The sequence below is a fragment of the Massilia consociata genome, from assembly GCF_042432755.1.
GTDB lineage: Bacteria > Pseudomonadota > Gammaproteobacteria > Burkholderiales > Burkholderiaceae_D > Telluria > Telluria consociata.
Genome location: NZ_JBHLWP010000006.1, coordinates 315,520 through 335,047 on the forward strand (window position 1 = coordinate 315,520; position 19,528 = coordinate 335,047).

At 65.7% G+C, this 19,528-nt stretch carries 16 protein-coding genes; 8 read left to right on the forward strand and 8 right to left on the reverse strand.

Annotated features, from left to right (window positions below):
• The first annotated feature begins 197 nt into the window (after positions 1-197).
• From ACFFJK_RS05550 to ACFFJK_RS05570, 5 genes are read left to right on the forward strand one after another with little or no spacing between them, the layout of a single operon-like run.
• The gene (locus tag ACFFJK_RS05550; RefSeq protein ID WP_379678154.1) at positions 198-1,298 is read left to right on the forward strand and encodes an aromatic ring-hydroxylating oxygenase subunit alpha; all 1,101 of its coding nucleotides are present in this window, start codon (positions 198-200) and stop codon (positions 1,296-1,298) included.
• Positions 1,299-1,313: 15 nt separating this feature from the next.
• Positions 1,314-2,234 (forward strand): DMT family transporter, encoded by a 921-nt coding sequence (locus ACFFJK_RS05555; protein WP_379678156.1) that lies wholly within the window; start codon positions 1,314-1,316, stop codon positions 2,232-2,234.
• Positions 2,235-2,247: 13 nt separating this feature from the next.
• Positions 2,248-3,108, forward strand: coding sequence for a sulfurtransferase (locus ACFFJK_RS05560; protein ID WP_379678157.1), 861 nt, complete (start codon positions 2,248-2,250; stop codon positions 3,106-3,108).
• Positions 3,109-3,124: 16 nt separating this feature from the next.
• The gene (locus ACFFJK_RS05565; protein ID WP_379678158.1) at positions 3,125-3,697 is read left to right on the forward strand and encodes a hypothetical protein; all 573 of its coding nucleotides are present in this window, start codon (positions 3,125-3,127) and stop codon (positions 3,695-3,697) included.
• A gap of 10 nt (positions 3,698-3,707) precedes the next feature.
• Positions 3,708-4,085, forward strand: coding sequence for a Fur family transcriptional regulator (locus ACFFJK_RS05570; protein WP_379678159.1), 378 nt, complete (start codon positions 3,708-3,710; stop codon positions 4,083-4,085).
• Between the two features lie 87 nt (positions 4,086-4,172).
• On the opposite strand, the gene ACFFJK_RS05575 is transcribed toward ACFFJK_RS05570, so the two are convergent.
• From ACFFJK_RS05575 to ACFFJK_RS05585, 3 genes are all read right to left on the reverse strand, one after another.
• The gene (locus tag ACFFJK_RS05575; protein ID WP_379678160.1) at positions 4,173-4,556 is read right to left on the reverse strand and encodes a MerC domain-containing protein; all 384 of its coding nucleotides are present in this window, start codon (positions 4,554-4,556) and stop codon (positions 4,173-4,175) included.
• On the reverse strand, positions 4,556-6,676 hold the full coding sequence (locus ACFFJK_RS05580) for a TonB-dependent receptor domain-containing protein (protein ID WP_379678161.1): 2,121 nt from the start codon (positions 6,674-6,676) through the stop codon (positions 4,556-4,558). The genes ACFFJK_RS05575 and ACFFJK_RS05580 overlap by 1 nt, the downstream gene beginning before the upstream one ends.
• A 145-nt stretch (positions 6,677-6,821) precedes the next feature.
• Complete coding sequence (locus tag ACFFJK_RS05585) at positions 6,822-7,484, reverse strand: ZIP family metal transporter (RefSeq protein ID WP_379678162.1); 663 nt, start codon at positions 7,482-7,484, stop codon at positions 6,822-6,824.
• On the opposite strand from ACFFJK_RS05585, the gene ACFFJK_RS05590 reads away from it, so the two are divergent.
• Positions 7,459-7,599, forward strand: a complete 141-nt coding sequence (locus ACFFJK_RS05590) for a hypothetical protein (protein WP_379678163.1) — start codon at positions 7,459-7,461, stop codon at positions 7,597-7,599. The two genes, ACFFJK_RS05585 and ACFFJK_RS05590, sit on opposite strands and share 26 nt — an antisense overlap.
• Positions 7,600-7,686: 87 nt before the next feature.
• Here the strand turns inward: ACFFJK_RS05590 and ACFFJK_RS05595 are convergent, their stop codons facing one another.
• Complete coding sequence (locus ACFFJK_RS05595; protein WP_379678164.1) at positions 7,687-8,568, reverse strand: dienelactone hydrolase family protein; 882 nt, start codon at positions 8,566-8,568, stop codon at positions 7,687-7,689.
• A gap of 165 nt (positions 8,569-8,733) precedes the next feature.
• Between ACFFJK_RS05595 and ACFFJK_RS05600 the strand changes: the two genes are divergently transcribed.
• Positions 8,734-9,495, forward strand: coding sequence for a PEP-CTERM sorting domain-containing protein (locus ACFFJK_RS05600; protein ID WP_379678165.1), 762 nt, complete (start codon positions 8,734-8,736; stop codon positions 9,493-9,495).
• Here the strand turns inward: ACFFJK_RS05600 and ACFFJK_RS05605 are convergent.
• The 4 genes from ACFFJK_RS05605 to polA all read right to left on the reverse strand — a co-directional run bounded on the left by ACFFJK_RS05605 (position 9,492) and on the right by polA (position 18,723).
• Positions 9,492-10,706: a DUF4382 domain-containing protein gene (locus tag ACFFJK_RS05605; RefSeq protein WP_379678166.1), complete on the reverse strand. Its 1,215-nt coding sequence runs from the start codon at positions 10,704-10,706 to the stop codon at positions 9,492-9,494. The two genes, ACFFJK_RS05600 and ACFFJK_RS05605, sit on opposite strands and share 4 nt — an antisense overlap.
• A 495-nt stretch (positions 10,707-11,201) precedes the next feature.
• Positions 11,202-14,756: a pectinesterase family protein gene (locus ACFFJK_RS05610; RefSeq protein ID WP_379678167.1), complete on the reverse strand. Its 3,555-nt coding sequence runs from the start codon at positions 14,754-14,756 to the stop codon at positions 11,202-11,204.
• A 29-nt stretch (positions 14,757-14,785) separates the two neighbouring features.
• On the reverse strand, positions 14,786-15,394 hold the full coding sequence (locus ACFFJK_RS05615; protein WP_379678168.1) for a PEP-CTERM sorting domain-containing protein: 609 nt from the start codon (positions 15,392-15,394) through the stop codon (positions 14,786-14,788).
• Positions 15,395-15,945: 551 nt separating this feature from the next.
• Positions 15,946-18,723 carry a DNA polymerase I gene (gene polA, locus ACFFJK_RS05620; RefSeq protein ID WP_379678169.1) on the reverse strand — a complete coding sequence of 926 codons (2,778 nt, stop codon included), beginning with the start codon at positions 18,721-18,723 and terminating at the stop codon, positions 15,946-15,948.
• A gap of 239 nt (positions 18,724-18,962) precedes the next feature.
• Between polA and ACFFJK_RS05625 the strand changes: the two genes are divergently transcribed.
• Positions 18,963-19,475, forward strand: a complete 513-nt coding sequence (locus ACFFJK_RS05625) for a hypothetical protein (RefSeq protein ID WP_379678170.1) — start codon at positions 18,963-18,965, stop codon at positions 19,473-19,475.
• The last annotated feature ends 53 nt before the right edge of the window (positions 19,476-19,528 follow it).

Sequence of the window (19,528 nt, forward strand, 5' to 3'; positions counted from 1 at the left end):
CTCCCCCCATGAAATCCTTGATTTACCAACAACTTGTTTGCGCGGTCTCGCCACAGGCGCGCGACGGACCGAGACTGTAGAGCTCGATCCACGGTATAATCGACGGTTCTGTCCGAAATACCGTATTCCTCGTCCAATAATACTGGTCTTTGGATTCTTTCTCTTCTTTGGTAGTACTTGATTAAAGGGGGGTTGGGATGTCCGATCTGGCTACCCACGCCAAGCTGGCGCGCTCGTGTGCACAGCTTCCGGTAAACGTCTATTTTGACAACGCGCTGATGCAGCGCGAGCAGCAAGAGCTGTTTCACAAGGGCCCACGCTACGTCGGCCACGAATTGATGGTGCCTGAGGTAGGCGATTTCGCGACACTTGCATCCGAAAACGACGGCCGCATGCTGGTTCGCAATGCGGGCGGCATCGAAGTGCTGTCCAACGTCTGCCGTCATCGCCAGGCGCTGATGTTCAATGGCCGCGGCAATGCGAACACCATCGTGTGTCCGCTGCACCGCTGGACCTACGACCTGAAGGGCCAGCTGATCGGCGCTCCGCACTTCCCGGAGACGCCGTGCCTGAACCTGTCCAGGACACCGCTGCAGAACTGGAACGGCCTGCTGTTCGAACAGAACGGCTACGACGTCATGGACAAGCTGAAGAACATGGAGGTCACGAAAGACCTCGACTTCACCGGCTACATGTTCGACCACGTCGAGATCCACGAGTGCGACTACAACTGGAAGACCTTCATCGAGGTCTACCTGGAGGATTACCACGTCGAGCCCTTCCACCCGGGCCTGGGCAACTTCGTCTCGTGCGACGACCTGAAGTGGGAATTCGGCCGCGACTACAGCGTCCAGACCGTGGGCGTGAACCGCGCGCTGCAGAAGGCCGGCTCGCCTGCCTACAAGAAGTGGCAGGAACAGGTCCTGAAGTTCAACAACGGCCAGCCGCCGAAGTATGGCGCCATCTGGCTGACCCTGTACCCGAACATCATGGTCGAGTGGTACCCGAACGTGCTGGTGGTGTCGACCCTGTGGCCGATCGGCCCGCAGAAGACGCGCAACGTGGTCGAGTTCTACTACCCCGAAGAGTTCGTGCTGTTCGAGCGCGAATTCGTCGAGGCCGAGCGCGCCGCCTACATGGAGACCGCGGTCGAGGACGACGAGATCGCGCTGCGCATGGATGCCGGCCGCAAGATCCTGCTCGCGCGCGGCGTCAACGAGGTCGGCCCCTACCAGTCGCCGATGGAAGACGGGATGCAGCATTTCCACGAGTGGTACCGAAGCAAACTTGAACTCTGATCGTATAGGGCCCTGATGCCTTCCCTCTGGATGCTGTTTGCCAGCTTCGCGTTCGCCGCCATGGGCGCGGGCGTGAAGCTGGCCTCCGAGTTCTACTCGACCTCCGAACTCCTGATGTACCGCGGCCTCATCGGCACTCTCGTGCTGCTGATGGTCGTCCGCCACCGCGGCGGCACCTTCAAGACCCCCTTCCCCAAGGCCCACCTCTGGCGCAGCTTCGTCGGCGTCGTCTCGTTGTGGCTGTGGTTCTTCGCCATCGGACGCCTGCCGCTGGCCACCGCCGTCACGCTCAACTACATGGCGCCGATCTGGATCGCGGCCTGGATGTTCGCCACCGGCTGGTGGACCGGCACCAAGGTCGCCGAATGGCCGCTGGTGCTGGCCATCGCCATGAGCTTCTTCGGCGTGACGCTGGTGCTGCAGCCCGCGGTCGAGAGCAACCAGTGGCTGGGCGGCCTGGCCGGCGTGTGCTCGTCGGTGATCTCGGCGATGGCCTACATGCAGGTGCGCAGGCTCGGCCAGATGGGCGAACCGGAATACCGCGTGGTGTTCTACTTCTCGCTCACCACGACCCTGGTCGGCCTGGCCGGCACCCTGGCCGGCGACGGCCCCTCGGATGCCGTGTTCCGGAGCCATACCCCGTACAGCGGCGCGCTGCTGCTGGCGGTCGGCGTCTCCGCCCTGCTCGCCCAGATCGCGATGACGCGCGCCTACCGCGTCGGCAAGGTGCTGGTGGTGGCCAACCTGCAGTACACCGGCATCGTGTTCTCCAGCCTGTGGGGCCTGATGCTGTGGGGCGACGCCTTCGACTGGCACGTCTGGCTGGGCATCGGCGTGATCCTCGCCTCCGGTATCGCCGCAACGTTCTACAATACGCGCAGCACGGCCAAGGGCGCCGTGGTCAAGGACACCGATCCCATCGCCAGCGAAACCTGAGGAGCCGCATAGGATGAGCAACTACACGACACTGATTTCGGCGCAAGACCTGGCCGCGCACATCGACGACCCGAAGTGGGTCGTGGTCGATTGCCGCCACGACCTGATGAACCTGGCGGCCGGCCGCGACGGCTACGCCATCGGCCACTTGCCGGGCGCGGTGTTCGGCGACATCGAGACCGAGCTGTCGGGCGCCAGGCATGGCCCGGACGGCGCGTTCCGCGGCCGCCACCCGCTGCCGGAAAAGGAAGCGCTGGCCGAGACCCTGCGCAGCTGGGGCGTGGACGACGACTCGCAAGTCGTCGCCTATGACGCGCACGGCGGCATGTTCGCGGCGCGCCTGTGGTGGCTGCTGCGCTGGCTCGGCCACGAGGCGGTCGCGGTGCTCGACGGCGGCATGGCGGCCTGGCAGGCGCTGGGCAAGCCGCTCGTGACCGACATTCCGTCCAGGCCGCACGGCAGCTTCACGGTGCGCGCGCCTTTCGTGCCGACCGTGACGGTGGCGGAGGTCATGGATAACCTGGAAAATGGCGAGCGCATCGTCATCGACGCGAGAGCAAGCGACCGCTTCCGCGGCGAGAACGAAACCATCGACCCGGTCGGCGGCCATATTCCGGGGGCGAAGAACCGCTTCTTCAAGGACAACCTGCAGCCGGACGGCCGCTTCAAGGATGCGGCCACCCTGCGCAGCGAGTTCGCGCCCCTGGTGGACGACCCGCAGCGGGCCATCATGCAGTGCGGCTCGGGCGTGACGGCCTGCCACAACCTGCTGGCACTGGAAGTGGCCGGCATGCCGGGTGCGGCGCTGTATCCGGGTTCGTGGAGCGAATGGGTGGCCGATGCCGCGCGCCCGGTGGCGACGGGCGAGGCCTGAACGAAAGGTTTGACAGATGAAGAAAACAGCAGCGACCGACAACGTGAACGATCATACTCCCGACGCAGCCGTACCCCGGCTGGACATCCCCGACGCAGTCGCCGCCGCCCTGAGCGGCTGGGTGCAGCAAGTCGCCGAGCAGACCGCTGCGCCGGTGCGCGAGGCGCTGGCGCAACTGGAAACCGATGCGGCCGAACTGCGCGAAACCGGCGCCCAACTGGAAGCCGCGCGCGACCAGGCACTGGCCGCGTCGGCCGAACACGCGGCGGAAATCGAGCGCCTGACGATCGAACTGCGCGACGCGCGCAAGGTAGCCACCGAGGCGCTGGTCAGCAAGGCCAAGGACCAGCTGGCCATCGACGGCAAGGACCGCCAGCTGGCGGACCTGCGCGCGCAGCTGGAACGCAACGTCGCGGCGCAGGCGGCCGAATCCGACGCGCGCCTGGCGGCCGAGATGGAGCTGGTCGGCGCCACCACTGCGCGCGACAATTTCGAGCAGGAGGTGAAGACCCTGCGCGCGCAGCTCGACAAATCCTACGCCGAGCGCAGCGCCCTGCGCGCCGAGCTGGAATCGCTACGCAAGAAATAAGGCCGACCGAATGGAAAGAAACACGCGACAGCGCAAGGCGATCCACCAGTGCATCGCGGATGCCGGGCGCCCGCTGGGCCCGCAGGAGATCCTCGAACAGGCGCAAAGCGCCGTGCCGGGCATGGGCCTGGCCACGGTGTACCGCAACATCAAGTCGATGCTGGAAGCCGGCGAAATCACCACCGTCTCCCTGCCCGGCGGCGGCGACCGCTACGAACTCGCCGGCCACGGCCACCATCACCACTTCCATTGCCGCTCCTGCGACAAGGTCTACGAAGTGCACGCCTGCCCCGGCGACATGCAGAAGCTCACGCCGGACGGCTTCGTCCTCGAAACGCACGAGCTGACGCTGTACGGCCTGTGCAGCGCCTGCCGGTCGGCCGGCTGACGGCCATGCTCTTTCGTAGCGTGGCATGAAGAGACGTATCGGCTATTCGACCGCTGGCTGAACGCGCGGTCGGCATAGCCGACCACCCTACGTACGGCACTCCTTGCAATAACGGTGGTTGCGCCAGTGCGCCGCCATCAGCAGCACGCTGCTGGCCACCGCCGATACCGTTTCCGCCATCTCTCCCCACTGCGGGCCGATCACGAACACCGCCACCAGGAAGGCGCCCAGCCCCGTCAGGCCCAGCGACAGCGCAACCGGGTCGCGGTGCCTGATGTAGCCCGGCACCAGCGCCAGCAGGACCGGCGCCGTGATCGCCAGCAGCAAGGCGTCGTGCCAGGCGTGGTGGTCGCCCTTCAGGCCGAGCAGCGGGAAGGCCACCAGCAGCAGCGGCATGGCCAGGCAGTGCAGCAGGCACAGCGCCGACGCTGCGATGCCGGCGTAGTCGGCGAACCGGATCAGGGTTTTCATCAGAAGACCAGGCGCAGCCCCGCCGTGAAGTTACGGCCCGGGAGCGGCGCCGCGGCCTTGATGAACGAGGTGTGGCTGAACGCCAGCTCGTCGGTCAGGTTGTTGATGCGGGCGTAGATCTGCGCCGGCACGCCGCCGATACGGGTGGTGTAGTGCCCGCCCAGGTTGAGCATGTTGTGGCCGCCGGTGCTGCTTTCGAAGTCCGCCGTCTTGTCCTGCTTGCCGACGCGGACCAGCTCGACCATGCCGTGCCATGCCTGCCAGTCCGCATTCAGGCGCGCACCGATGCGGTGTGCCGGGATGCGCGGGATGTTGCGGCTTTCGCCGGCGCTGCCGTGCTCGAAGCGGGCGCGCACATAGTCGCCGAACAGCGTGCCTTCCACGACCTTCGAGAACTTGTGCCGCACTTCCCCTTCCAGCCCGACGAAGGTCGCATCGCGCTGCGCGTACTCGACCAGCTGGAAGCCTTCATGGTTGTCCAGGGTGTGCGCGTAGATGTAATTGTCGACGTGGTTGCGGAAAGCGCTCAGCGAGAAGGTCGTATTGCCTTCGAACTTGCGCAGGGTCAGGTCGATGTTGTTCGAGGTTTCCTTGCCCAGGTTCTGGTTGCCGAGCTCGTAAGTGCTGGTGGCCAGGTGCACGCCCTGCGCGTACAGCTCCTCGGCGGTCGGCAGGCGGTGGGTGCGCGAGGCCCCTGCCCGCAGCGAATACTGGGGCTGGAACTTCCACACCGCGCCGACCGCCACCGAGGTGCCGCGCGCGTCGGTATTGCGCGCATCGGTACCGAACTTCGCGCTGTCGACAGCGATGTCCTGCCACTCGTGGCGGGCGCCGGCCTCGAAGCGCCAGTTGTCGAGCTTGTACTCTTCGGTGACGAAGACCGCATGGCGCTTGGTGACCGTCGGCGGCACGTAGGCTTCAGCGCCTTCGGTATTGAAGTCGCGGCGCGTGGTCTGGGCGCCGATGACGCCGCGCCAGCCTTTCACCGGCACGTGCTCGAGCTCGAAACGGGCATCGTGCGACTTGTTCATGAAGCTGGTGGCGACCGCGCCCTCTTCCAGCTCGTCGTGGCGGTAGTCGGTGAACGAGGCGCGCAGGCGTGCCTTGGCGAAGCCCGGCAGCGGGTTGCGGTATTCGCCGCGGATGTCCCAGCGGTCGCTGTCCAGCTTCACGACCGGGACTTCATGCGCGCCGTGCTCGTGGCCGTGGCCGTGGCCGTGGTCGTCATGGTCGTCGTGGCCGCCATGGCCATGGCCGCCGCAATGCAGGTGGTCGCCGTGCGGATGGCAGCTCTCGAACTCGTGCCCATGGCCCGGGACGCCGTAATCGGTGCGCTCCTTGGTGTAGGCCGCGCCCAGGTAGCCGCGTTCGCCCACCCACGACAGGCCGACGGTGCCGCTCTCGGTGTCCTTGTAGCTGCCGTGCACGCGCTTGCCCTCGTCCCAGCCCTTGCCGACACGGTACTCGCCGGCGTCGCGCTTGACGCCTTCGGCGTGGACGGCGATGTTGCCGGAGCCGCCCGTCACCTCGAACGCGCCGGTCTTCTCGCGCGCGGCCGAGTTGGCGCGCACTTCGGCGCTGCCTTCGATGCCCTTGGCCGGGATCTCGGTCGGGATCTTGCGGTCGAGGATGTTGACCACGCCGCCTACCGCCCCGCCGCCGTAGGCCAGCGCCGACGGGCCGCGCAGCACTTCGATGCGCTCGGCCAGGACAGGTTCGAAACCGACCGCGTGGTCAGGGCTGATGGTCGACGCGTCCTGCACTTCCGAGCCGTCGGACAGGATCTTCACGCGCGGGCCGTCCATGCCGCGGATGACCGGGCGGCTGGCGCCGGCGCCGAAGTGGCTCGAGTTGATGCCCGGCTGGTTGGCCAGGGTCTCGCCCAGCGTCGATTCGCGTGCGCGCACCAGGGCCCCGCCCGAAAGCGAGGTCACGGGCGTGATCATGTCGTCTTCCAGCACGCCGAGCGCGCTGGCGGACACCACCACGGTCGGCACGGTGTCCGGGTCGGACTGCAGGCGGCTGCTGCCGGACTGGGCGTGGGCCGGATGTGCGAGTGCGCCGAAAGCGAACAGGATCGCCAGTGCGAGCGGCGTGCGTTGGAGGGTCGAGACGGACACGGGACGGCTTCCTTTCGGATGAGTGAACGTGCGCAGACGGCGGCATCCTGCCGGCTGACTTGGTAATGATAAGCCATTATCATTAAAGTCTCAACAGGCAGTTGCGTGTGCGGCCTGCGCGAGGCCGTTCATTCCTGCAGGAAGATCAGGCGCTGTGGTTCAGCGCCAACACGATCGCCACACCCAGCGCGATCAGCACCACCTGCGGCACCGACTCGCGCACGGTGGCGCGGCGTTGCATTTGCGGCATCAGGTCGCTCACGGCGATGTAGATGAAGCCCGAGGAGGCGAACACCAGCACGTAGGGAATCAGGCCGCTGGCGTTTTCCAGGGTGAAGTAACCGAGCAGCCCCCCCAGCACCGACATCAGGCTGCACAGCAGGTTGAAGACGTAGGCGCGCAGGCGCGAGAAGCCGGCATTGAGCAGCACGATGAAGTCGCCGATCTCCTGCGGGATCTCGTGCGCCACGATGGCCAGTGCGGTGACGATGCCCAGCTCCGGGTTGGCGAGGAAGGCCGCGGCGATCAGGATGCCGTCGGTGAAGTTGTGCATCCCGTCGCCGATCAGGATCATCCAGCCCGACTTGCCCGCCTGGTGCGCGTCATGTCCGTGCGCGTGGTGGTGCCCGTCGCCTTCGTGGTGGTGCGAGTGGCGCAGGATGGCGAGCTTTTCCAGCACGAAGAAGGCCAGCAGGCCGCCCAGCAGCGTGGCGAACAGGCTGCGCGTGTCCGCCCCCGTGCTGAAGGCTTCCGGCAGCGCATGCAGCAACGAGGTGGCCAGCATGATGCCGACCGACAGGCTGACCATCCGCTCCACCACCTTCGACAGCAGCGCGAACGAGAATACGGCAGCGCCTGTGATGCTGACGACGCCGGCGATGACGGTCGCCAGCAGGATGGAAGAAAGGATGGGATCGATTTGAAAGCCTCGTGTTCTGATCTTGTATTACAGTCCCAACCCGGGCTGCAAACCGGGCATTGTAACCTGCCCGGTTTGCGGTCGTGCAAGATCAGGCGACGCCGTGTTTGGAGAACCAGTTCAGCGCGCGGCTCCAGCCGTCCTTGGCATCCTCGGCGTTGTACATCGCCCGGTAGTCGGCATGGAAGGCGTGACCGGAGTTCGGGTACACATGGATCATCGAACGGCTGTTGCCCGAGGCGAGGGCCTTGCGCATGCGTTCCACGGATTCCAGCGGAATGCCGGTGTCCTTGGCGCCGTACAGGCCGAGCACGGGCACCTTCAGGTTCTGGGCGACGTCGATCGGGTGTTTCGGCGAATTGGCGGTGGCCTCCCCCACCAGGCGGCCGTACCAGGCCACGCCTGCCTTCACATCCGGGTTGTGCGCCGCGTACAGCCAGGTGATGCGTCCGCCCCAGCAGAAGCCGGTGATGCCCAGCTTGTCGGTATTCCCGCCGCGCTGCTTCGTCCATTTGACGATGGTGTCGAGATCGAGCATGACCTGGGCGTCGGGGGTCTTGGCGACGATGTTCGTCATCAGCTCGGGCATGGGGGTCCTGGTGGCGTCGCCCTGGCGCACGAACAGGTCCGGCGCCACGGCCAGGTAGCCGGCCTTGGCGAAGCGGCGCACCACGTCCTTGATGTGCTCGTGCACGCCGAAGATCTCCGAGATCACGAGGATGACCGGCAGGTTGGTGCGGTCCTTGGGCTGGGCGCGGTAGACCGGCACGTCCTGGCCGTTGATGACGACGATGTGGTCGGCGGCGTCGAGGCCTTCGGTACTGGTCTGGATCTGGGTGTGCGCCACGACCGGCAGCGCGGCGGCGGCAAAGCCGGTACCGACGGCAGCTTTCAGGAAGACGCGGCGGTCGACGCCTTCGGCAAATGCGCTGGCGCCGATCAGGCTGCGCGCATCGTTGACGAGATCCTTCATGTGTTCCCCCTTATCAGTTGGACAGGCTTGCTATCTTAGCAAAGACCTTGCAGTGCACGGTTGAGCACGGGAGCCAGCATAAAAACCACACCGGTAGCGTCCGCTGCGCCCCAGGGCGGTCGATCGGCGCATATTGACAGTCCCATCCTTTGTCGGGAGTCCATCATGCACCCTTCGCCCCTGCGCCAGCTGGTCCTGGCCGCCTGTGTCATGGCCTGCCATGGCGCCATTGCCGCCCCGTCCACAGTGACAGCTTCGACCAGCAATTTCCGTTATGAGCTAATCGACCTGACGCCGGATGACGGGTCGGCACCGTGGATCAGCTTCACCGAGCGCCAATCCGGGATGACCACTGCGATCTCCATGCGCATACCGCCCTATGACTCGGAACAGAAGAACACGCGCGGCTTCAAGGAACTGGAATTGCGCATCGGAGACAACCTTGCCTGGGGCGAGGCTGGCCCGACCGAGGTCAGTTCCCGTGTCAGCGCCACCGACCGCTCGTCTTTGGCCTATATCTCGAGCGACCTCCAGTTCGTGCTCGCGCCCCACACCGAAGTCCGGTTCTGGGCTGACGTGAGCATCGTTGCTGCGCAGGATGGGAACGACGAAAGTGCATCGGCAGCGGCAGGCTTTTCTGGGGAATTCCGGGACCAGGTGCTGGGGGTGCAATCGCTGCACACGTATCTATACGCCGGCGGGACCGACAGCGTGGTCGGCACGGTCACGATCGGCGCCCGGACGAGCGGGCAGCAAGGCATGGGCCAGCTCTACATCTTCGCGAACTCCTCCGCGTGGGCAGGGGTATCGCCGGTACCGGAGCCGGCCCATGGCACGATGTTGCTGGGCGGCCTGGCCCTGGTGGGCGCCGCCCTGTGGCGCCGGCGGTTCGGTGCTCCGTCAGGCTTGCGCCGCGCCGGGCGCTAGCGGGTCAGTGCGAAATGGAGGTTCGACCGGTTCGCCGTGCCGATGTCCACCTCCTCGACCGACTTGGTGGCGTAGCCGGTGGCAGCCGCCTCGACATGGTACTTTCCGCCCGGTGCCGCGCTGCCGGCGCCGAAGACCAGCGGCAGCGCGCTGCTGTAGGTCGCGAACTGCGCTGCGGCCACCGGCAGGTTGGCGATCGCGTAGGCGCCGCTGGCCAGGTCCGCGCCCTGGTACCTGATGGTGACCGTCGGGCCGGCGGCGAAGGTCTGTTTGGCCGAGACGTAGGCTGCCTCCCCGCTGGCGGGGCTCAATGTCACGGTGCCGCCGATCGAACCGGTGTTGCCCGGCGCGAGCAGGATCGGTGACGCCGAAGTGCTCAGGACCGTGGTGCTGGTGCTGGATGCCACCGGCACGCCGGCCACCACGCTGGCCGCGCTATCGTTGGCGGTGATGACGACGTCGTAGTTCCCCGGCGCCAGGCGCGCCAGGCGGAATTCGCCGGTGCCGGGATGCGGCGTGGTCGACGTGACGATCTGCCCGTCCTGCTGCGCCGACACCTGCACGCTGCGGCCCAGCAGCGCCGTGCTGACGTAACCCGAGATGCCGTTCATGGCCGCCGGCACCACCTTCACGACCGGCCTGAGCGCATAGCGGCCGCGCCCGCGGGTAACGACCGACTTGCACGCGTCGAAATCGAGCACGACGTCGGTCTTCTGGCCCGCGCTCACGTCGAAGTTCCCGGTCAGCTTGATGCCGCTCTGGACGCTGCTTGGCGTCTCGAGCGGCTGCTCGGCCCTGCCGGCGCTCGGCACGACGGTATTGGCGCTGCCGCCGGCGTTGCTGTCCAGGACCAGGCGCAGTTGGGTGTAGCGCCCCGCTTCCAGCGCGGTCTGGCCCAGCGCTTCGAGCACGCCGTTGTGCAGGTCCAGCAGGTTGATCTTCTTCGCCGGGTTCAAGGTGATGTCGGTCCAGCCCGCGTCGCCTTCAGCCGCGCCTTCGCTGCGGTGCACGCGCAGCTTGGTCACGGTGACGTTGACGGCATCGAAACCGCAGGCCGGAGCGTCGGTCATCGACACGGACAGAATGCCGACGGTACTGACCGGCGTGGCGGATACTGCCTCACTGGCGTTGCCGCTACCGCAGGCGGACAGGACGACGGCGCTCAGGGCGGTGGCGCCCAGCAGGGCGAAGCGGATTCGGGTCTGGAGCATGTCGGGAGTACCTGTTTCGGTTCGCCAATCAAGGCGGTCGACAGCATCCTAGCATTCAAAAAAGTAACTTTTATAGGGCTGAACGCACATTGAAACAGTTGCTTACAGTCTTTACAGATGTGCAGGATCAGGTGACCGGGAACGCAACAGGAAAAATCTTGATCAGTGGTGCTGAAGACGATGAGGACGCTGCCTTTCGAACGGATTCGGGGTGCGTGACCGTTGCGTTAACCAGTTGAATTCCCTGTCAAGCTCGGCCGTTGGTCAGCATAACATGCTGCCAAGGTAAGAAAGCCGCATGTGTCGTGAAGGGCCGACCCAGTCCAAGGCTAACCTCAGCCCCACTCCCCCAGGGTGTCGGAAGTTTCTTCCCCACCAATGCGTAACAAGCACAGCGATACGAAAAACGAGCACGCCGAGAAGCAGGCACACCGGTGCTCCCGCCTGCGCGGGAACACCGGTGATGCCTGGCAAAGGCGATTTCGCCCGTTCAGGTCACGGCTGCGGATTCCACCCCGCCCCGTTGCCGTAGCGTGCAAACACCTTGTCGCGCGAGGCGAAGTTGTTTGCCACGTCGGTATCGCTCAGGATGTAGCCGCCGACCCGCGCGGCCAGGTTCAGTGGGTTGCCGGCCATGTCGGTGCTGCCGTACTCGCGCCAGCCCGCATCGGCGCGGGCAACCGTCGGGTTCGGTGCCGGCTGGCCGTTCACACCCTGCCCTGCCCAGCCGACCGCCGCAACGTGCTTGTCCATCTTGCAGTTGATGAAGGCGATGTTGTCCCAGGTGGCGGTGCCGCCCGGGCTGCGCGCCAGGTAGGTGGCGCCGGTTGGCACGTCGCCCCGCAGCGGGCCCGGGCCGGGGCCATGGGTCAGCGAACTGTTGAGGAACACGTAGCCGACATCGCTGCTCGAAGGCACCCGCGCCTGCAGCACATAGCCGCCGCTGTTGGCGTTGGCGCTGTCGCCCACCGAGCGGATCTCGCTTTCCTCGAACAGCGCCGCGCGGCTGCTGCCCCAGATGAAGTCGACGTTGCCCTCCACCAGCGTGCGGTAGAACCAGGACCAGCCCTTCAGGTTGAGGGTGTCCTGTTCGCTGTAGAAGCTGGCGTTCTTCGCCACCAGGCGGCCGTCGCTGTTGAAGTAGATGGTCTCGGCCTGGCCCGAGATGCTGCTGGAGCGGATCGTGGTGTTCTTCAGGCTCAGGGTATCGAGGACGAGCATGTCGGAGGCCTCGACCAGCATCACCGCACGCCCGCCGGAAGGCGAACCCGGCGCCGTGCTCGACTGGCTGCTGCCGGTTCCCGGATTCATCGTCTCGTGGTTGGTGTACGAGATCATCACCCCGTCGCGGCTTTCCCCCTTGATGGTGACGTTGTCCTTGCCATTCAGGTACAGCAATTCCTCGTAGCTGCCGTTCCGGATGGTGATCGTGACCGGGTCCGCCTTGGCGAAATGCTGCATCGCATGGTTGAGCGCGCCCTGCACGGTGCGGAAGTCGGCATCGCCGTCGTCGTCCACCGTCAGGCTGCTACCTGCCGGCATGCTGGCCTTGGTGCTGAACGTCCAGCCCGCCGCCTTGCCCAGGCCGACAAACGGCGTGCCGCCCAGGCTGGTATTGGTGAAGACGCCATCGGCAATCGCCACGTAGTACTCGGTGCCATAGGCCAGCTTGCCGGTGTGCGGCCTGATCGTCACGGTGTTGCCGACAATCTTGATCGGCGCCGTCCTGACCTTGCGCACCAGCGCCTGGCCCTCGTAGCCCAGCGTGTCGGTTTCATCCTTGATGCGGATGACGTCGACCAGCGCATCGTCGACCTTGCGGAAGATGCGGATGCTGCCGCCGGTGCCGAGGAGCGGCGGCTTGTCGAACACCAGCCGGAGCGGGGTATCGACGTTCGCTGCCGGCGCCAACGGCGCCGGGTAGCTGGCCCCGTGCATCGCGTACACCTGGGTCGGCTGCACGAACTGCGGTGCGATGGTGGCGGCGATCGTGCGGGTGATCGATGGTTCGGAGCCGCTGCGGAACACGATGTCCGCCCTGCCCGCGCCCACCGGCATCAAGGTCACCTTGTTGCCGCCGGTGGCCACCGTCACCACGGCCGGGTTGCTCGATTCGACATCGAAGCTGTCCGGCTGGTTGTCGCTGGCAACGGCACTGACCGTCACCTGGTAGGGCGCGTCGCCGACTTCCGCAGACCAGGCCAGGCCGGCGGGATCGACATTCAGCTGGACCGGCTTCAGGCGCGGATCGCCGACGCGCACGTCATCGATCATGAACGACTTGTTGGCCGTGTACAGGCCGATCAGGCCGCGCGCCGCGAACGAGGTGTCCGTGACCGAGCCGAGGTTCCTGCCGTCGAGGTACACCGTCAGCGTGCTGCCGATCATCTCGAAGCGCACCGTGTAGAACTGCGCGTCCATCGCGATCGGTGCCCGCACCTGGCGCGGCCGGCTCAGCGAATTGTTCAGCATCCTGGCGATTTCCACCTGCGTGCTGGTAGTGCTGTTCTGCACGTTCAGGCCGGCGGCGTACCAGTTGGACGGATTCACGTAGCGCGTGATGAGATACAGGAATTTGTTGCCGGTCGTGCCGTTCGTCATCGGACGGATGCGCGCTTCGACAAAATAATCGCCCGACGGCACGCCGCTGAAGGCACTGGGCTTGACCAGCGCGAGCACGCCGCCGGTGCTCGCGGCCGTGTACTGCAACACCTTGTTGGTGCCGCCGTCGATTTCGGACCGGACGCTGAAGCTGCCGTTGGGGCCCGCCAGCGGCAGCAGGTCCCATTTGGCGCTGGTGCCGTCCTGGAAGTCGTCGCAGAAGTACAGCCCGGTGGCCGGGCACGCCAGGGTCGCGCTCTGGTCCACGGTGACCTTGCCGCTGCCGCTGATCGCCGTCGTGATCTTGCCCACGCCCGCCTGGGCCAGGGCGTTGGTCTTCACCAGCGATACCGGACGCGGGGAGAAGGCATACGGCGGGGTCCAGGTCACCGCGTTCGAGACCGAGCAGTCGCCCAGCGCTTTGCCATTGAGCAGCGAACCGCTGTCCTTGACGGCCCCGGGATTGGCGCTGCTCATGTTGGTGACGACCTGGTCGCACCGCTGCGCGCCGGCGATCTCGAACACGTTGTTGTTCGATAAGATCTTGGCGTTCTTGCCGGCGCCGATACTGTAGCTGTGCGCATACGGCGAGGCGGACTTGCTGCCGACAAAATAGTTATTGAACAGGTGAACCTGGCCGAAGCGCACGCGCGGAGCGCGCTGGGCGATGTCGCGGTACACGTTGTTGCTGAACGTGACGCGCAGCTTGCCTTCGTCGCTTGTCGCCGAATCGCTGCCGCCGACGAGCGTGTTCTTGTCGTGCTGGCCGAAGACGTTGTACGACACCGTCACGTAGTCCGAGCCATTGGTGATGTCGAGCGCACCGTCGTGGCATTGCTTCTTCTTGCCGTTCTCGACCGGCAGGAAGTCGTCGGTCAGCGGCACGTCGGTGAAGGTCACGCGATCGATCCAGACGTGGTGCGAACCGGAGACGCCGATGGCGTCGTAGGCCGCATTCCAGTTGCCGGTGGCGCCGTCCGTCGGGTCCCAGACCGGCTCGACGTCGCAGGGCGCGACGATCTTGAGGTTGCGAATGATGACCTGCGCAATGTTCGACACCAGCACGGTGCCGTTGACGATGCCGGCGTTGGCGTCGGCGCCGATCAGCGTGGTATTGCTCTTCAGGCGGATCGCCCCGCGCGCGGCCTGGTCGGCGGTCGAGGTGTAGGGCTTGCCCTCGCTCATGTCGATGGTGCCGACCAGCTTGATGATCTTCGGGTTGTCGCCGCCATTGGCGAGCGCCGCCAGCAGTTCGGCGCGCTTGGTGACGGTGTAGATATGTTCGGTGCTGGCGGCGGCGCCGCCGCTGGTGCCGCCGGCCTGGCTGGCCCAGCCGTCCGCCGGGGCCGTCTGCCGTGCCGGCTCGGCGGCCGCGGTGGCGGGCAGGCCGAACACGCTCGCCAGCAGGACGGCGGCGCATGCCGATGCCTTGAAACCTGGATGGTTCATGGAATTCTCCTGGAACAGGATGGATGGTTTTAGCGTTGTGCGCCCGGAGTGCCGCTGCGGCGCCGGGTCAGGGCGAGGCCGGCCATGCCGGCCAGCGCCAGGCCGATGCTTCCCGGCTCGGGCACCGCTGCGGTAGCGGCGCCGATCTGCGTGGAAAACTGGCTGTACTCGCTGTTCCAGGTAACGGACGAAAGGTCGATCGCAATGGTGTGGTCATTCACCACGGACAAGGCAGGCAGGCTGCCGATGCCGCTGGTGTCCAGCAGCGTGAAGCTGCCGATCCGCTGCGAGAGGCTGGTGCCGAAATCGAAGCGCATGCGGTAGTCGCCGGCGGGGAGGTCCGCCGGGTCGAGGTTGAGGGTGACGACCAGTTGGCCGGTGGTCGTGAAGTCGAAGGCGAACCGGTAGTCGCCGGTCAGGAATTCGTTGTTGAACAGTTGGTCGTCCGGATCGATGGCGGTGGTGTTGCTGCCCGGCACCGCCTCAAACAGGTGGTCCAGCCCCAGCATGCCATCGGCGGAATCGTTGTAGGTGCCGGTAATCGTGCTGCCTTGCAGGGAAATCGGTGCGGCGCCAACCTGGGTTGCCGTGAGCGCTGCAGCCAATACCAGTGGCTCCAATATGATTGTTGTTTTCATTTCTTGGTCCTGATTGGTCGATGTGATGGTGTGGACAGGCGAGCGCCAGCCCGGCGCCTCGCTGGGAGCATGGCCTGCCCTTGCCTGGCGCGCACTGTTCGCTATTGCCTGTCGCTTGGAGAATCGACACCGCCTCCGGCCCGTGCATGGCCTTTGCCAGTGCCGGAGCGTCGGTGTTTCGTACGCGTGAAGCCCTCGCCTGGAGAATGCCCGTTGCACGGTCTTGCCGGCCTCGTGGACTGGCCTGGGCAGGGCAAATGCCTGCCCTGCGCCGTCCCGACAGGCGATGCAAGGCATCGCCCAGTCTCGGGTGTCGTACATCGAGCGATCGTGATGGTAGCGCTTCAGCTCCACCTGCCGAACTCGGCAGTGGAGCAGTCAGGTTAGCATAAATGAATCGAATTTGGTCAGACCATTTTGAATTTGGTCTGACCGAATTTGTTGTAGATATACACACTCCCGCCTGTGCGGGGCAAGAAAAAAGCCGGTGGCACATGGTGGCCGACCGGCGTCAAGGAAATAAAGGAACTGTCGCTGGTTCCTGAAGGCAATTAGTGCGCTTTTTCCCAGTTCGGACCCACGCCGGTCTCGGCCACCAGCGGCACATTGAGCTTGGCCACGCCCGCCATCAGTTCCGGCAGCTTCACGCGCACCAGCTCCAGTTCCGCTTCCGGCACCTCGAGCACCAGTTCGTCGTGCACCTGCATGATCATGCGGGTGCCCAGCTTGTCGGTCTCGATCCAGTCCTGCACCGCGATCATGGCCAGCTTGATCAGGTCCGCCGCCGTGCCCTGCATCGGCGCGTTGATCGCCGCGCGTTCGGCGCCGGCGCGGCGCGGGCCGTTGCCGGAGTTGATCTCGGGCAGCCACAGGCGGCGCCCGAACACGGTTTCCACGTAGCCGCGCGCCTTGGCCTGCAATCTAGTCTCGTCCATGTACTGCTTCACGCCGGCGAAGCGGGCAAAGTAACGGTCGATGTAATTCGCCGCGGCCCCGCGCTCGATGCCGAGGTTCTGGGCCAGGCCGAAGGCGCTCATGCCGTAGATCAGGCCGAAGTTGATCACCTTCGCATAGCGGCGCTGCTCGCTCTGCACTTCTTCCGGAGAGATCCCGAAGATTTCGGCGGCGGTGGCGCGGTGGATGTCCTCCCCTTCCGCAAAGGCTTTCAGCATGGCCGGGTCGCCCGAGATGTGCGCCATGATGCGCAGTTCGATCTGCGAATAGTCGGCCGAGACGATCACGCTTCCCGCCGGCGCGACGAAGGCTTCGCGGATGCGGCGGCCCTCGGCGGTGCGCACCGGGATGTTCTGCAGGTTCGGCTCGTTCGACGACAGGCGGCCGGTGATGGCGACTGCCTGCGCATAATTGGTGTGCACGCGGCCGGTCTTCGGGTTGACCATCTTCGGCAGCTTGTCGGTATAGGTGGACTTCAGCTTGGACATGCCGCGGTACTCGAGCAGGATCTTCGGCAGCGGATAGTCCTCGGCCAGCTTCTGCAGCACCTCCTCGTCGGTGGACGGGGCGCCGGTAGCGGTTTTCTTAATCACCGGCAACTGCAGCTTGCCGAAGAAGATCTCGCCGATCTGCTTGGGCGAACCGAGGTTGAACGGGCCGCCGGCCAGCTCGTAGGCCTGCTGCTCCAGCTCCTGCATGCGCGCGCCCAGCTCGCCCGACTGCACCTGCAGCAGCGCGGCGTCGATCAGCACGCCGTTGCGCTCGATCTTCTGCAGCACCTCCATGGTCGGCATCTCGATGTTCCGGTAGATATAGGTCAGGCCCTTGTCGGATTCGACGTGCGGCAGCATGGTCTGGTGCAGGCGCAGGGTGATGTCCGAATCCTCGCCGGCGTACTCGGTGGCGCGGCCCAGTTCTACCTGGTCGAAGCAGATCATGTTCGCACCCTTGCCGCATACATCCACGAACGGGATCGTGGTATAGCCGAGGTGGCGCATCGCCATGGTGTCCATGTCATGCGGCTTGTGCGATTCGAACACGTAGGACTGCAGCAGGGTGTCGTGCACGATCCCGGCAAGCTTGATGCCGTGGTTCTCGAAGATGTGCATGTCGTACTTCAGGTTCTGGCCGAGTTTCGGCTTGGCCGGGTTTTCCAGCCAGGGGCGCATGCGCTCGAGGACGTGCTCGCGCGCGAGCTGGTCGGGCGCGCCGGCGTAGCGATGCGCTACCGGGATGTAGGCGCCCTTGCCCGCCTCCACCGACAGCGAGATGCCCACCATCTCCGCGCTCAATGGGTCGAGCGAGGTGGTCTCGGTGTCGACCGAGGTCAGCTCGGCCGCGTCGATCAGCGCCAGCCACTTGTCCAGCTGCTCGTCGGTGAGCACCGTCTCGTACTCGCCCTTGATGATGGCCATGCCGGGCAGCGTGCCCGACGCGCCTTCGGGGGAATTAAGGGGCGCGCCGCCGGCGCCAAGGCCGCGGGCCGGGGCTACCGCACCGTCCTGGCGGCCATTGCCGCCACCCAGTTCGCGCAGCATGGTCTTGAAGCCGTAGCGCTGGAAGAAGTCGCGCAGCGCCTCGGCGTCTTCCGGCCGGCCGACCAGGGTTTCCTCGAACGAGACCACGTGCTTGACCAGGTCGCAGTCGGTCTTTACGGTAATGAGTTCGCGGCCTTTCGGCAGCCATTCGAGGGCCTTGCGCAGGTTCTCGCCGACCGCGCCGGTGATGCCGTGGGCGTTCTCGATCACGCCGTCGAGCGAGCCGTGCAGCGTCAGCCACTTGACGGCCGTCTTCGGGCCGCACTTGGTCACGCCGGGGACGTTGTCGACGGTGTCGCCGATCAGGGTCAGGTAGTCGATGATGCGGTTCGGCGGCACGCCGAACTTGGCGATCACGCCGGCCTCATCCAGCTTCTCGTTGCTCATCGTATTGACGAGCATGACCTTGTCGTTGACCAACTGGGCCAGGTCCTTGTCGCCGGTCGAGATGATGGTCTTCATGCCGCGCGCGGCCGCCTGCACCGCCAGGGTGCCGATCACGTCGTCGGCTTCGACGCCTTCGACCGTCAGGATCGGCCAGCCGAGGTGGCGCACCACTTCGTGGATCGGTTCGATCTGCTTGCCCAGGTCTTCCGGCATCGAGGCGCGCGTGGCCTTGTATTCCGGGTAGAGGTCGTCGCGGAAGGTCTTGCCCTTGGCGTCGAACACGCAGGCGATGTAGGCCGCCGGATAATCGGCGCGCAGGCGGCGCAGCATGTTGACCATCCCGTGCATGGCGCCGGTCGGGAAGCCGTCGGGGCTGCGCAGGTCGGGCAGCGCATGATAGGCACGGTAGAGATAGCTGGAACCGTCAACGAGCAGCAGGGTATTTTCCATAGGGCGACAAATAAAAGAGTAAGAGCGTCTGACAAAATCTTCAGGGCAAGGGATACAACGCGGCCATGGAGGTTTTGTCAGGGGCGACAGGAGCGCGCCGGCGTGTCGAGCATTATCGCAGAATCGCGTTCACCGCCGTGCCCGGGGGGATGGCGGGCGCTGCCGTGAAAATGCGTACGCTTTTCACAGGGAAGCGTGTCGGTTTGTTACAATGAACCAAACGACACAAGGTGACCATCATGTTGCGCACATCTTCCCGCCTGAAACTCCTGTCGCTGCTGCTCCTCGCCCCCGCCGGACTGGCGTCGGCCCAGGCGCAGGCGCAGCCGCAGCAACAGCAACAGCGCCCGGCGCAGCAGCGGCCGGCCGACGCGCCGCCGCAGCTCGAGCGTATCGAGCCGGGCAGCGATGAGCCGACCACCACCATCCCGCCGCGCCAGCGCACCCGCATTACCGAAAAGCGGGGCAACGACGGCTCGGTCACCGAAGTCGAAGTGCAAAGCGGCCGCAGCCGCTACATCATGAAGCCCAACGTTGCACCAGGAAACGCCCAACCCGGCGACGCCCAGAGCAATTCGATCCGCGCCCCACAATGGCAGGTCATGGAATTCGACTGGGGCAACCCGAAAAAGCAGGACGCCGCCGGCCAGTCGGCCAATGCGGCGCCGTCGCCGGCTCCGGCCAAGCCGGGCACGCCGGCGCGCGCCGATGCGCCGCCGCCTCCTGCGCTGGAACCCGTCGAGAAAAAATAATCCTTGATGCCGCCATGATCGACATGGCGGCGTCCGACCTCTACCTCCTCGCT

Bases quoted from the DNA above. Each gene is read 5' to 3' on its own strand.
- ACFFJK_RS05550 (WP_379678154.1), top strand. From the start codon at position 198: ATGTCCGATCTGGCTACCCACGCCAAGCTGGCGCGCTCGTGTGCACAG.
- ACFFJK_RS05555 (WP_379678156.1), top strand. From the start codon at position 1,314: ATGCCTTCCCTCTGGATGCTGTTTGCCAGCTTCGCGTTCGCCGCCATG.
- ACFFJK_RS05560 (WP_379678157.1), top strand. From the start codon at position 2,248: ATGAGCAACTACACGACACTGATTTCGGCGCAAGACCTGGCCGCGCAC.
- ACFFJK_RS05565 (WP_379678158.1), top strand. From the start codon at position 3,125: ATGAAGAAAACAGCAGCGACCGACAACGTGAACGATCATACTCCCGAC.
- ACFFJK_RS05570 (WP_379678159.1), top strand. From the start codon at position 3,708: ATGGAAAGAAACACGCGACAGCGCAAGGCGATCCACCAGTGCATCGCG.
- ACFFJK_RS05575 (WP_379678160.1), bottom strand. From the start codon at position 4,556: ATGAAAACCCTGATCCGGTTCGCCGACTACGCCGGCATCGCAGCGTCG.
- ACFFJK_RS05590 (WP_379678163.1), top strand. From the start codon at position 7,459: ATGATGCCGACCGACAGGCTGACCATCCGCTCCACCACCTTCGACAGC.
- ACFFJK_RS05585 (WP_379678162.1), bottom strand. From the start codon at position 7,484: ATGGTCAGCCTGTCGGTCGGCATCATGCTGGCCACCTCGTTGCTGCAT.
- ACFFJK_RS05595 (WP_379678164.1), bottom strand. From the start codon at position 8,568: ATGAAGGATCTCGTCAACGATGCGCGCAGCCTGATCGGCGCCAGCGCA.
- ACFFJK_RS05600 (WP_379678165.1), top strand. From the start codon at position 8,734: ATGCACCCTTCGCCCCTGCGCCAGCTGGTCCTGGCCGCCTGTGTCATG.
- ACFFJK_RS05605 (WP_379678166.1), bottom strand. From the start codon at position 10,706: ATGCTCCAGACCCGAATCCGCTTCGCCCTGCTGGGCGCCACCGCCCTG.
- ACFFJK_RS05610 (WP_379678167.1), bottom strand. From the start codon at position 14,756: ATGAACCATCCAGGTTTCAAGGCATCGGCATGCGCCGCCGTCCTGCTG.
- ACFFJK_RS05615 (WP_379678168.1), bottom strand. From the start codon at position 15,394: ATGAAAACAACAATCATATTGGAGCCACTGGTATTGGCTGCAGCGCTC.
- polA (WP_379678169.1), bottom strand. From the start codon at position 18,723: ATGGAAAATACCCTGCTGCTCGTTGACGGTTCCAGCTATCTCTACCGT.
- ACFFJK_RS05625 (WP_379678170.1), top strand. From the start codon at position 18,963: ATGTTGCGCACATCTTCCCGCCTGAAACTCCTGTCGCTGCTGCTCCTC.